Raw genomic sequence first — 12,542 nt, 5'->3', positions numbered from 1 at the left:
GTCCGCGTGACCCAGCCTCCTCCGAACCCGATGCCGCCGCCCGCCGGACATCCAGCCGCGGGCGGCGGCTTCGCGCCGCCCGGCGGACCGGCGGTGCCCGCGCAGCACGTTCCCCCGGGGTACGCCGGCCCGCCCGGCTACCCGCCGCCCGGTTTCCCCCCACCCGGGTACGCCCCGGCGCCCGTCCCGCCCCCGGTGGCGCCGAACGGGCAGCCGCTGGCGGGCTTCGGCGACCGGTTGCTCGCCTACCTGATCGACACCGCCGTCGCCATGGCGGTGACGATGGCGCTGTTCGTGCCGGTGTTCTTCCTCGTCTTCTTCCGGATGATCGACGAGATCGAGCAGGCCGGCCCGAACGGTCCCGACGCGGTCGAGGTCTGGACGAGCGTGTTCCTGCCGCTGCTCGCCGCCGAGCTCGGGGTCCTGCTGCTGATGCTCGCCTTCTACTGGGTCTACCACGTCGAGTACGCCCGCCGGACCGGGCAGACGCTCGGCAAGAAGGTGATGAAGCTGCGGATCGTGCCGGTGCAGCCGGACGCCGCGCTGACCCGGGGCATGCTCGGCAAGCGCTGGGCCGTCGAATTCGCCGGCGGGATGTTCGTGCCGTTCCTCAGCTACCTCGACGGTTTCTGGCAACTGTGGGACAAGCCCTGGCAGCAGTGCCTCCACGACAAGTTCGCCGGTACGGTCGTCGTTAAGGTTGGCCCGTGAGCGCGAGGAGTGAGCCGGGTCTGCGAGCCCCGCAGTCGGGAACTAGGACGGCATCGTGAGTTTGGAACCCGGCTGGTACGTCGACCCCGCCGACACGGAGACCCGCAGGTGGTGGGACGGCGAGGGCTGGATCGGCGCGCCGATCCCGGTCGACGTCACCCCGCCCGACGGCCCGCCGCCCCCCGAACCGGAGCCCGCGCCGGCCACCCCGACGCCGGCCACCGAACAGCAGGCCGCCAGCCCCGGCGGCCGCCCCGACGCGGCTTCGACGTCCGGCGCGCCCGGCCGGCCGGGCCCGTGGCCGGGACAGCCGGGACAACCGGGTCAGCCCGGCCAGGCCGGCCTGTGGCCGGGACAGCCGGGTCAACCGAACCCGTGGCCGGGCCAGCCCGGGCAGCCGGGACAGGCCGGGCCGGGCATGCAGGGACCGCCGCCGGGCTGGCCGTACCCGCACTGGCCGGGCGCACAGCCGATCCCCCGCCCGCACGGACTGCCGCTGGCGTCGTACGGCGCCCGGCTGGTCGCGCGCCTGATCGACTTCGGCGTGGTGTTCCTGCTCAACGCCGTTGTCAACGGCTGGTTCGTCTGGCGCTACGTCGAGGCCGTCTCCCCGTACCTGCGTGAATCGGTGCGCCGGGCGCTCAACGGCGACACGTCCACCGAAGGGCTGCCCCAGATCGACGACCAGGCCGGCGGCCTCCAGATCGCCATTCTCGTGATCGCCACCGCGCTCTGGTACGCGTACGAGGTGCCGTCGATGGCGGCGCGCGGTCAGACCTTCGGCAAGCGGCTGATGGGCATTCGCGCGCTGCCGGTCGAGGCGGACCAGCCGCTCGGCTTCGGCCGGGCCACCCGGCGCTGGAGCACGCTCGGCCTGCCGACGCTGCTCTGGTACTGCTGCGGGCTGGGTCTGCTGCTCCAGCTCATCGACGCGATCTCGCCCCTGTTCGACCACCCGCTGCGCCAGGCCCTGCACGACAAGCGGGCGCAGACGGTGGTGGTCCAGCTCCCCCGCAAACGTGACACCGGTACCGCCCCGCCCGAGAGCGCCGACACCCCGGGAGACACCCCATGACCGAGACCGGACGCCACCAGCCTGCGCCGCGGCTCACCCGCGCCGACCTGGACGCGCTGCCCAACTACGTGCCCGGCCGCAGCCCCGCCGACCTGGCCCGGGAGCTGGGCCTGGCCGAGGCGATCAAGCTGGCCAGCAACGAGGTGCCGTACGGCCCGCTGCCGGGTGTGGTGGAGGCGGTCGCCGAGGCGGTCGCCGGTTCGCACCGCTACCCGGACATGGGCGTGGTGGCGCTGCGCCAGGCGCTCGCCGAGCGGTACGGCGTGGACGCCGACCGGATCGCCACCGGCTGCGGTTCGGTGGCGCTGGCCGAGCACCTGGTCCGCGCCACCTGCCTGCCCGGTGACGAGCTGCTCTACTCGTGGCGCTCCTTCGAGGCGTACCCGATCATCGCGGCGACCAGCGGCGCGACAAGCGTGCGGGTGCCGAACGACGCCGGCCACGGCCACGACCTGGACGCGATGGCGGCGGCGGTGACCGACCGGACCCGGATGGTCCTGGTCTGCAACCCGAACAACCCCACCGGTACGGCGGTGCGCCGGGCCGAGCTGGACCGCTTCCTCGACGCGATGCCGGACGACGTGCTCGTGGTGATCGACGAGGCGTACCGGGAGTTCGTCACCGACCCCGAGGTGCCGGACGGCCTGACCTACCTGGACCGGCCGAACGTGGCGGTGCTGCGCACGCTGTCCAAGGCGTGGGGCCTGGCCGGTCTGCGGATCGGCTGGCTGGTCGCGGCGCCGGAGGTGGCCGCCGCAGTGCGCAAGGTGGTCACCCCGTTCTCCACCAGCATGGCCGCCCAGGCCGGCGCGCTGGCCGCGCTCGCGCAGGCCGACGAGGTGGAGCGGCGCTGCGCGCTGGTCGTGGCCGAGCGGGACCGGGTCACCGAGGCGCTGCGCAAGTTCGTCCCGGACGTGCCGGACAGCCAGGCCAACTTCGTCTGGCTGCCGCTGGGCGACCGGGCGGTGGAGTTCGGCCGGGCGTGCGAGGCGCGTGGCGTGATCGTGCGCCCGTTCCCGGGCGACGGCGTCCGGGTCACCATCGGCACCCCGGCCGAGAACGACGCGTTCCTGGCCGCCGCCGAGGCCGCTCTGGCCTGACCGGACGCGCCCGGCGCCGGTCCGTCAACCCCCTACGGACCGGCGCCGGGCGTCTTCGTCCGACCGATCAGACAAGAGCACTATAGGTGCTTTTGTCCGTTTTTAGGCTTGACTCGCCAGATCAGGTCACCGCCAGCAACACCGGCTCGGCCATCAGGAAGTAGCCCTGGTCGTCGTCCTCCGGAGCGGCCTGCTCCCGCAGCCGCTCCACAGCGACGTAGCCGTCCACCGCGTACGCCCGGCCCGGCCGCCAGCCGATCCCGTCCCGGCCCAGGTCGAGCACGAAACCCGACCGGGTCGTACCGGTGAGCGGGTCGACGGTGACCAGTTCCCGCCGGTCGGTCAGCAGGTGCACCCGCCCCGGCTCGGTCGCGAGCACCCGGGCCGGATGGATGTCCGCCCGGCGCCACAGCTCCTCGCCGGTACGCGCCGAGCGCCCGACCACCACCGGGCCGGACGTGTCCACCGCCCGCTCACCGTCGAGCACCGTGTCCGGGTGGTCCAGGCCCGGCGCGGCGGCCGGCTCACCCGGGTCGGTCACCAGCCAGCCCCGGCTGCCCGCGCCGTCCGGCCCGGCGGTACGCAGCCCGCGGCAACCGGAGTGCCCGTCGCGGCAGCCCACCGGCGTGACGACGAGCTGTTCCGGCGCGCCCGGCGGCCGCCAGCGGGTCCGCACCACACCGGTCGCCGCGTCCCGCAGCTCGACCGCGGCCGGGCCGTCGCAGCTGTCCACGCCGACCAGCTCACCGCTGGCGGTCGTGCCCACGTCGGACCGGCAACCCCTGCTCACGTCCGCGCGCCAGAGCCGGCGGCCGTCGGTGAGGTCGTACCCGCCGATGCCGCCCGGACCGGTCGCGAGCAGCACGGCCCGCCCCTCGGACGTGCGCGCCACGTGCAGTCCGGCCGGATCCCAGACCGTGGCGGCAAAGGTGCGTCGCGGCTCCGGCACGGACCCGGGCTGCGGGCCGTCGGCCCGCCAGGCCACCCGTCCGGTACGCGCGTCGAGCGCCACCAGCTTCCCGTCGGACCAGCGGCTGACCACCGTAGTGCCCTCGGCGAGCACTCCGACCAGCGTCGCCGGCCAGCGGCGGAAGGACCAGAACGGGGTGACCCGATGCCGTCCGGTGACCGGCTGGTCCGCGTACACCTGACGGGTGCCCGCGTAGACGCGGAGCCGGCCGTCCACGACGAGGGGCGCCACCGGCAGCCGCGCGAGCACCCCGGCGGTCGGCGCGGGCACCGCCGGGTAGGGCTTCCGGGCCGGGGTGTCGACCTCGGCGGGCGCCAGCACCCGGACGACCACGGCGACCGACGCCGCGACGGCGAGCACCGCCACCAGCGCCACCACGGCCCGCCGCCTCGCGGCCTTCGCCATCCGTCACCTCCGCCCCGGCACCCTACCGGCCGCGTGCGGGCCGGGTACGGGGAGCGGCCGGGTCGGCTCAGGCGGCCTCGGTGGATCGGGCGGAACCGGCGGCCAGCGCCAGGTCGGCCAGGTCGCGCCGGAGCGCGCCCTCGACCGCGCGGGCGGCCAGGCCACCGAGGATCAGGGCCAGCACCCGCCCGTACGCCCGGGTCGGCACTGCCTCCTGCTCGACGGTGACCTCGGTGCAGCCGCGCCGCCGCCGCTCGACGGTGCGCAGCGTCCAGGTGATCCGGTAGTCGGCGCCGGCACCGCGCGACCCGAGCACCAGGCGGCCGGGCGCGACCGCCTCGATCACCTCGAACTCCTCCGGTTCGGTGCCGCCGTCCGGCCGGACGCGGGTCTCCCGCCACACGGTGCCCGGCCCGAACCCGCCGGTGCCGAGGACCTCGACCGCGTCCACCGCCGAGAGCCAGTCGGCGCGGGCCGGGAGGTCGGTGAGCAGCCGCCACAGATCGGCGTCCTGCGCTTCGATGAATGCGGAAACCGTCACCGTCGACATGGCACCTCCCGTGTCGTACACGGTACGGGCCGTGACCGGAAACGGGGAGCCTCCCGGTGACATTTCCACCACCGGTGCCCCCGGCCGGGGCACCGGTGTGTGGCGCAGGAGCGGTCAACCGCGGAGCGCGCCGCCCCGCAGCGCGGTGACGAACGCGGCCCAGCCCGGCGGGCTCACCGCGAGCGCCGGACCGTCCGGGTCCTTCGAGTCGCGTACGCCCACCACGCCGTGCTCGGCGACCACGTTCGTCGCCACCTCGACGCAGAGACCCTGATCGTTCGAGCGGCTGCTGGTGCGCCAGACGGCACCGGTCAACTCGGTCATGCTCGGTCCTTCCTGTTTCGGCTTCCGCGGGTACGCCCCGGCCCGGCACCGCGGACGGCTCCCGGCTCGACCGGGGAGCCACCGGCCGGGGCGTAGGTGATCCGGAGCGATCAACGCCGAAGGAAACGGCCCCGGTCGCACATCGGGTGCGACCGGGGCCGGTTCGGAAGGTCGGATCTCAGCGAGCCGGGAGGATCGTCCCGGTGACCTCGCCCAACGCGACTGCGGTGCCGTCCGGGCCGGGCGCGGTGGCGGTGATCGTCACCGTGTCGCCGTCCTCCAGGAACGTCCGCTCGCTGCCGTCGGCGAACTTGACCGGCTCGGACCCGCCCCAGGTCAGCTCCAGGAACGAACCGACCTGGCCGCGCTCCGGACCGGAGACGGTGCCGGAGGCGTAGAGGTCGCCGGTACGCAGCGACGCGCCGTTGACGGTGAGGTGCGCGAGCTGCTGGGCCGAGGTCCAGTACATGCCGGCGAACGGCGGCTCGGCGACCCGCTCGCCGTTCCACTCGACCGACAACGTCAGGTCCAGCCCGAGGCGCGGGGTGTCGCGCAGGTAGTCCTGCACCGGCGGGTCCTGGTCCGGCGCGGGCACGAACGCGTCGGACAGCGCCTCCAGCGGCGTCACCCAGGCCGAGACGGAGGTGGCGAACGACTTGCCGAGGAACGGCCCGAGCGGCTGGTACTCCCACGCCTGGATGTCCCGGGCCGACCAGTCGTTGACGAGCACCACGCCGAAGACGTGGTCGGCGAAGTCGGCAACCGGCACCCGCTCGCCGAGCCGGCTCGGCACGCCCACCACGAAGCCCACCTCGGCCTCGATGTCCAGCCGGACCGAGGCGCCGGTGGTCGGGCCCTGCGCGCTGGCCCGCTGGCCGGTCGGGCGGGTCACCGGGGTGCCGGAGACGACCACGGTGCCGGCCCTGCCGTGGTAGCCGATCGGCACGTGCTTCCAGTTCGGCAGCAGCGGCGGCTGGCCGGGCCGGAAGATCTGCCCGACGTTCGAGGCGTGGTGCTCGGAGGAGTAGAAGTCGACGTAGTCGGCCACCTCGAACGGCAGCGCCATCTCGACCTCGCGCAGCGGCACCAGCAGCGGCTCGACCGCCGCCCGGTGCTCCGGCTCGGTGAGCAGCTCGACGACCCGCTGCCGGACCGCCGTCCACTGCGGGCGGCCGAGCGCCATGAAGGCGTTGAGCGTCGGCCGGCCCAGCGCGCCGCCGGCCAGCACCAGACCGGCGGCCTCCGCGCCGGCAAGGTCCAGCGCGAAGTCACCGATGCGGACGCCGACGCGCGGCTCGCCCTCGCCGTGCCGGAACACGCCGTACGGCAGGTTCGTCACCCCGTACGGCGACCCTGCCACACCCGGAACCCAGCTCATGCCGTGCCGACCGGGCATGCCCTCACGGCCCTCGCTCCGCTCGGTGCGTTCGCTCATGCGGTGCAGGCCGGGCATGCCCTCACGGCCCTCGCTCCGCTCGGTGCGTTCGCTCATGCCTCAAAGCCTCCGTTCACCAGCCCCAGCCGGATCAGATCGGTAAGTGGTTCGGAGATGCTGCACGAGCCGTACCCGACCCAGAGCGGGCGCTCGGCGTCGCGGTGCGCCCGGGCCGGCTCGACCACGCGTACCGGGTCGGTGGCGGCGAGCAGCTCGGCCACGCCGTCCACCTCGGCGCCCCCGACGGCGGCGAGCGTGGCACCCAGCACGTTGACGAAACCGTGGTGGTTGAAGCCGGTCTCCGGGTCGCGGTGCCGGATCGCGTGGTGCAGCCCGGCGGTGAGCTTGAACGGCAGCTTACGGTCCCGGCACGCGCAGATCACCGCGGCCAGCTCGACCGGGGTGGGGAACAGTTCGGCGGCGAGCCCGCCGGTGCGGAACTTGGCCGCCACCGGCAGCCCGCCGGCGCGCGCCTCGGCGAGCGTGTCGAGCGCGCCCATCAGCCCGAAGGTCAGCGGGATCTCCGCGTACACGGCGGCGCCGTCGAGCCGGCCGGCGAGCGTCATCAGCTCGGACAGCCCGGGCTGCGGGTCCTCGCCGCGCTTGGCGACCGGCGCCTCGACCTGCCGGGCGGTCACCCCGTCGGGCGCGAGCGCTTCCAGCGCCTGCGGGAGCTGGTCCAGGCCGGTGTCGCCGATCAGCCCGATCACCAGGCCCTCGGCCGGGTCCACCAGGCCGCTCAGCGACCCGCGCTGGATCTCCGAGGCGGGCAGCAGCAGCGGGCCGACCATGTCCGCGTACCACGCGGTTCGGTGGGTGCGGTGCGCGGTCACCGCGTCGGGCAGCGCGGCGTTGCCGGGCGGGAAGACCGCGGCGTCGTCCACCAGGCCGGAGAGGAGGCGGGGCACCTGCGTTGACACGAGACAAGAATGTACGGGACGCTACGAGGAACGGACAACAGCGTCCGATTATCGGACGCCACCGGCCGGAGAACGGGACATATCGGGAGGCGAGATGCCGTACTACCGCAGCGTCGGCGACGTGCCGCGCAAGCGCCACACCCAGTTCCGCCAGCCCGACGGCACTCTCTACGCGGAGGAACTGGTCGGCCAGGAGGGTTTCTCCTCCGACTCGTCGCTGCTCTACCACCGGCACGCGCCGACCGCGATCCTCGCCGCCGAGGAGTACGCCCCGCCCACAGTCACCCGCGTGCCCAACCTGCCGCTCAAGCCGCGCCACCTGCGCACGCACAAGCTCGACGGCACCGGCGCGGACCCGGTGCTCGGCCGGCAGTACCTGCTCGCCAACGACGACGTACGCATCGCGTACGTGCTCGCCGACCGGCCGTCGCCGCTGTTCCGCGACGCCACCGGCGACCACTGCCTCTACCTGGAGGCCGGGTCGATGCGGGTCGAGTCGCCGTTCGGCGTGCTCGACGCGGTAGCGGGCGACTACGTCGTCATCCCCACCTCGACCATCCACCGCCTGGTGCCCACCGGCGACGAGCCGACCCGGCTGCTCGCCGTCGAGGCGTCCGGCCACATCGGGCCGCCCAAGCGCTACCTCTCCGTACGCGGCCAGTTCCTGGAGCACGCGCCCTACTGCGAGCGCGACGTCCGCGGACCGGACACGCCGCTGCTCGTCGACGGCGAGGAGGTGGAGGTGCTCGTCAAGCACCGCCGCGGGTGGACGAGGTACGTCTACGCCAACCACCCGTTCGACGTGGTCGGCTGGGACGGCCACATGTACCCGTGGGCGTTCTCCATCCACGACTTCGAGCCGATCACCGGGCGGATCCACCAGCCCCCGCCGGTGCACCAGACGTTCCAGGGCCCGAACTTCGTGATCTGCTCGTTCGTGCCGCGCAAGGTGGACTACCACCCGGCCGCCATCCCGGTGCCGTACAACCACCACAACGTCGACTCCGACGAGATGCTGTTCTACACCGGCGGCAACTACGAGGCCCGGCGCGGCTCCGGCATCGAGCAGGGCTCGATCTCGCTGCACCCGTCCGGCTTCACCCACGGCCCCCAGCCGGGCGCGGCCGAGCGGTCGATCGGTGCGGAGTTCTTCGACGAGCTGGCGGTCATGGTGGACACGTTCCGCCCGCTCGACCTCTGCGACGCCGCCGCCGACTGCGAGGACGACGGCTACGCGTGGACCTGGGCGCGCAAGTCCTGACGTACGCGAGAAGGGGCCGCGCCCGGCACGGACGCGGCCCCTTCGCACGCGGTCGTCAGAACGTGGACGCGTCGATGACGAAGCGGTAGCGCACGTCGGAGGCGAGCACCCGCTCGTACGCCTCGTTGATCTTCTCGGCCGGAATCACCTCGATCTCGGCGCCCAGCCCGTGCTCGGCGCAGAAGTCGAGCATCTCCTGGGTCTCCGCGATGCCGCCGATGTTCGACCCGGCGAACGACCGCCGGGCCGGGATCAGCGAGAACGCGTGCACCGACAGCGGCTTCTCCGGGGCGCCCACGTTGACCAGCGTCCCGTCCACGGCGAGCAGCCGCAGGTACGCGTCCATGTCGAGGGTTGCGCTCACCGTGTTGATGATCAGGTCGAACGAGCCAGCCAGCTCGGTGAACGTGTCCTCGTCGGAGGTCGCGTAGTAGTGGTCGGCGCCGAGCCGCAGCCCGTCCTCCCGCTTCTTCAGCGACTGCGACAGCACGGTCACCTCGGCGCCCATCGCGTGGGCCAGCTTCACGGCCATGTGGCCGAGACCGCCCATGCCGATCACCGCAACCCGGCGACCCGGCCCGGCGTTCCAGTGCCGCAGCGGCGAGTACGTGGTGATGCCGGCGCAGAGCAGCGGCGCGGCGGCGTCCAGCTCGATGCCGTCCGGGATGCGCAGCACGAAGTCCTCGGTGACCACGATGGCCTGCGAGTAGCCGCCCTGGGTCGGCTCGCCGTCCCGGCCCACCCCGCCGTACGTGCCGGTGCTGCCCTTCAGGCAGTACTGCTCCAGGCCCTTGCGGCAGTTGTCGCACTCCCGGCAGGAGTCGACGAGGCAGCCGACGCCGACCCGGTCGCCGACGGCGAACTTCGTCACCGCGGAGCCGACCTCACGCACCACGCCCGCGATCTCGTGACCCACCACAATCGGGTAGCGGGTCGGACCCCACTCGCTGCGCGCGGTGTGGATGTCGGAGTGGCAGATGCCGGAGAACTTGATGTCGATGAGAACGTCGTCCGGTCCGAGATCCCGCCGCTCGATGGTGGTCGGGGCGAGCGGTTCGGTCGCGGACGTCGCCGCGTAGGCATTGACGGTGAGCACTGATTCCCGCTTCCTTCAGCCGGTGTTTCCGGTCCTCCTACCCTCTCACCGGCGAGCGAACGCGGTGAATCCGGCCACCACCGACGCGGTGATCGCCCCGACCAGCGGCAACGGGCCGCCGACCAGCGCGTACACGAGCAGCAGCACCACCGCGACGGCGGCCGCGTAGACCGGGACGACCAGGCCGCGCGACATCGCCTCCCGCAGGCCGGGCTGCCACGTCGCCGGGCGCCGCAGCAGCACCGCCACCCCGGCCACCGCCAGCACCGCGAACAGCCGGGACGCACCCGGCGAGGCCGGGGCCAGCGCCGCGACCAGCACACTCGCGATCAGGGACAACCCGGCCACCGACAGCAGGAGACGCCGGATGCCGGCGTCCACGGTCCGGACCGGGTCGGGACGGGCCACCGGCAGGTCGGCCATCGCGGTCAGGTGTTCCAGCGTCTCGGCGTACCGGCGTCGTTCCAGCCGGGCCACGCCCATGTCCTGCCCCGCCTCGCCCAGCCCTGGGTCCAGCCGCAGCGCCTCCCGGTAGGCCCGCTCGGCCAGGTCGAACAGTTGCAGCCGCACCGCGACCAGGCCCAGCACCAGGTGCGCCTCCGGCTCGTCCGGCGACAGCTCCACACCCCGCCACGCCGCGTCCAGCGCCGCCTGCCCGTTTCGCGACGCGGAGAGGACGGCGGCGGCACTGCGCTGCGCGTACGCGTCACCCGGCGCACGCGCCAGGATCTCGTCGGCGGTGGCGGCGGCGGGCTTCCAGCGTTCGAGGTCGAGCAGCGCGAACCCGCGTGCCACGAGCGCCGGCACGACCGCCCCGGCGACGGGCGTCTCTGCGCCGGCCGCCTCCTGGGCGGACGCCTCGTCGGCGGCGGCTCCGGCAGCAGGCGGCACGGCGCCCGGCACGTCGCGGGTGGGCGTCTCCGCGGCGAGCGTCCCGACGGCAGGCGGTTCAGGGGCGGGCGGGCCGCCGGCGGCGGTCACTGCGGCCTCGGCGGCGGCGAGCGCCTCGGACGGCCGGTCGGCGGCCAGGTGCATCCGGGCCAGCATGGTCAACGCGGGCACGTGCGCCGGTTCGGTCGCGATCAGCGCGGTGAGTTCGCCGATCCCCTCGTCGTAGCGCCCCAGCTCGGCGAGCAGGTGGGCGCGTTGCAGGTAACCGTCGGCGGCGGACTGGTCGGGGGCGGCGTCACTCGGCATCCCGGCGAGCGTATCCGCCCGGACCCACCGCGCCGAGGGTGCCCGGCGTCAGGCACTCCGGCAGGACACGCCCGCCCGGCCGCCGCACGTCCCCAGACTGCACCACCGGCGCAGCCCGCTCTCGTCCAGGAACAACCACCCGCACCGCCGGTCCGGGCAGACCCGCACCGTGAACCGGGCCGGATCGGCGAGCAGCTGCGCGCCGCTGAACGCGGCGGCGTGCACCGGCAGCCGCAGCCCGGCCGCCAGGTCCGGCCACCACCTGCCGCGTCCGTCGGTCTCGCGCCGGAAGACGAGCGTACGGGCGGCGGCCTCGGCGGCCCGCGCGACGGTCTCGAAGGCCGGGCCGTCGTCCGGGTCGACCAGGCTGGCGTAGAGCGCGGCGCGGAGCGTACGGGCCTCGTCGAGCACCGCCTCCGCCGCTACCGGGTCACGACGTGCGAGGTGCAGCAGGCGGTTCGTCGAGACCTCGTCCACCAGCCCGACGTGGCCGGCCCAGACGGCGAGGGTCCGGTAGCCGCGCAGCCACTCGGCGCCGGGCAACGGCGGCTCGTGCCCCCACCCGGCGAGGGTGTTGCAGAAGTCCAGGGCCGGGTGGCCGCCCACGCTCCACGGCAGGCTCTCGTCGCCGACCCGGATCTCGTGCATCGGCCGGGCGGCCCGGTCCAGCCGGTCGTCGCCCGCGAGCACCCGGCGCTGCACCTCCCGGAGGCGGGGCCCCGGCTCGACGCCGAAGTCGGCCGCGAGCAGGTCCCGGGTGGCGTTGTAGAGGCGCAGCGCGTCGGCCCGCCGGGCGCCCCGGTACAGGGCGGTCATCAGGACCGCCACGAGGTGTTCCCGCGTCGGGTGCTGGGCGGCCAGCGGCATCAGGTCGGCGACCGCGCGCGTGTGCCGGCCCAGCGCGAGCTGCGCCTCGGCCCGAAGCTCCACGGCGACCAGGCGAAGTTCCTCGACCGTGCCGTGCAGCCGGTCCCGCAGCTCGTCGTCCGCCGCGTCGGCGAGCAACGGCCCGCGCCAGAGGGCGAGCGCCCGGTCGAGCGACCGCACCCGCTCGGCGGGGTCGGCGGCACGCCCGGCCGCCCGGACCAGGTCGGCGAACTCGTCGACGTCGACCCGGTGCCCGTCCTCCTCCACCGCGTAGCCCTCGCCCCGGGTGCTGATCCGCACCCCGTACGGGTTGAGCGAGCCCCGCAGCCGCCCGATGTACGTCTGCACCGCGCTCCGGGCCGTGGCCGGCGGCCGGCCGTTCCAGAGCAGGTCGATGAGGCGGTCGGTCGGCACCACCCGGCCCACGTCGAGCAGCAGCACCCCGAGCAGGCAACGCTCCTGACGCCGGCTGCCGACCTCGACCGGCCGGCCGTCGTGGCGGGCCTCGAACGGCCCGAGCAGGCGGAACTCCATACCGAACAGGACGGGTCGGCCCAAGCCCGGGGTTGTCGCCCGACGGTGATCGCGTGGTGAGGAACCCGGCCGGCCGGGTCCGCCCGCTCGACTGTTG

Annotated in this window: 12 protein-coding genes; 4 read left to right on the top strand and 8 right to left on the bottom strand. The window is 74.3% G+C overall.

Annotation, left to right across the window (positions count from 1 at the left end):
* Nucleotides 1-6 precede the first annotated feature (6 nt).
* From ML5_RS13350 to hisC, 3 genes are read left to right on the top strand one after another with little or no spacing between them, the layout of a single operon-like run.
* Nucleotides 7-711, top strand: coding sequence for an RDD family protein (locus ML5_RS13350; protein ID WP_236619412.1), 705 nt, complete (start codon nucleotides 7-9; stop codon nucleotides 709-711).
* A 55-nt stretch (nucleotides 712-766) separates the two neighbouring features.
* Nucleotides 767-1,786 (top strand): RDD family protein, encoded by a 1,020-nt coding sequence (locus ML5_RS13345; protein ID WP_013475037.1) that lies wholly within the window; start codon nucleotides 767-769, stop codon nucleotides 1,784-1,786.
* Nucleotides 1,783-2,886 carry a histidinol-phosphate transaminase gene (gene hisC / locus ML5_RS13340; protein WP_013475036.1) on the top strand — a complete coding sequence of 368 codons (1,104 nt, stop codon included), beginning with the start codon at nucleotides 1,783-1,785 and terminating at the stop codon, nucleotides 2,884-2,886. Before ML5_RS13345 ends, hisC begins: the two co-directional genes overlap by 4 nt.
* Before the next feature lie 121 nt (nucleotides 2,887-3,007).
* On the opposite strand, the gene ML5_RS13335 is transcribed toward hisC, so the two are convergent.
* From ML5_RS13335 to ML5_RS13315, 5 genes are all read right to left on the bottom strand, one after another.
* Complete coding sequence (locus ML5_RS13335; RefSeq protein ID WP_013475035.1) at nucleotides 3,008-4,261, bottom strand: PQQ-binding-like beta-propeller repeat protein; 1,254 nt, start codon at nucleotides 4,259-4,261, stop codon at nucleotides 3,008-3,010.
* A 67-nt stretch (nucleotides 4,262-4,328) separates the two neighbouring features.
* Nucleotides 4,329-4,811 (bottom strand): SRPBCC family protein, encoded by a 483-nt coding sequence (locus ML5_RS13330; RefSeq protein ID WP_013288926.1) that lies wholly within the window; start codon nucleotides 4,809-4,811, stop codon nucleotides 4,329-4,331.
* A 114-nt stretch (nucleotides 4,812-4,925) separates the two neighbouring features.
* Nucleotides 4,926-5,135, bottom strand: a complete 210-nt coding sequence (locus ML5_RS13325; protein WP_013288927.1) for a DUF397 domain-containing protein — start codon at nucleotides 5,133-5,135, stop codon at nucleotides 4,926-4,928.
* 178 nt (nucleotides 5,136-5,313) lie between these two features.
* Nucleotides 5,314-6,513 carry a fumarylacetoacetase gene (gene fahA, locus ML5_RS13320; RefSeq protein WP_041784513.1) on the bottom strand — a complete coding sequence of 400 codons (1,200 nt, stop codon included), beginning with the start codon at nucleotides 6,511-6,513 and terminating at the stop codon, nucleotides 5,314-5,316.
* 110 nt (nucleotides 6,514-6,623) lie between these two features.
* The gene (locus tag ML5_RS13315) at nucleotides 6,624-7,490 is read right to left on the bottom strand and encodes a hypothetical protein (protein WP_041784178.1); all 867 of its coding nucleotides are present in this window, start codon (nucleotides 7,488-7,490) and stop codon (nucleotides 6,624-6,626) included.
* 94 nt (nucleotides 7,491-7,584) lie between these two features.
* Here ML5_RS13315 and ML5_RS13310 point away from each other — a divergent pair, with 94 nt between their 5' ends.
* Nucleotides 7,585-8,751, top strand: a complete 1,167-nt coding sequence (locus ML5_RS13310; protein ID WP_013475032.1) for a homogentisate 1,2-dioxygenase — start codon at nucleotides 7,585-7,587, stop codon at nucleotides 8,749-8,751.
* A 55-nt stretch (nucleotides 8,752-8,806) separates the two neighbouring features.
* Here ML5_RS13310 and ML5_RS13305 read toward each other — a convergent pair whose 3' ends face one another.
* The 3 genes from ML5_RS13305 to ML5_RS13295 are packed head-to-tail and all read right to left on the bottom strand — an operon-like array spanning nucleotide 8,807 to nucleotide 12,469.
* Nucleotides 8,807-9,847 (bottom strand): NAD(P)-dependent alcohol dehydrogenase, encoded by a 1,041-nt coding sequence (locus tag ML5_RS13305; RefSeq protein ID WP_013475031.1) that lies wholly within the window; start codon nucleotides 9,845-9,847, stop codon nucleotides 8,807-8,809.
* Nucleotides 9,848-9,892: 45 nt separating this feature from the next.
* Complete coding sequence (locus tag ML5_RS33175; RefSeq protein WP_013475030.1) at nucleotides 9,893-11,044, bottom strand: lipopolysaccharide assembly protein LapB; 1,152 nt, start codon at nucleotides 11,042-11,044, stop codon at nucleotides 9,893-9,895.
* Between the two features lie 48 nt (nucleotides 11,045-11,092).
* The gene (locus ML5_RS13295) at nucleotides 11,093-12,469 is read right to left on the bottom strand and encodes a BTAD domain-containing putative transcriptional regulator (RefSeq protein ID WP_236619411.1); all 1,377 of its coding nucleotides are present in this window, start codon (nucleotides 12,467-12,469) and stop codon (nucleotides 11,093-11,095) included.
* Nucleotides 12,470-12,542: the final 73 nt, after the last annotated feature.

Source organism: Micromonospora sp. L5 (assembly GCF_000177655.2).
Classification (GTDB): domain Bacteria; phylum Actinomycetota; class Actinomycetes; order Mycobacteriales; family Micromonosporaceae; genus Micromonospora; species Micromonospora aurantiaca.
Note: the sequence above shows the minus strand (reverse complement) of the source record. Positions and strands in the feature narration are given on the sequence as shown.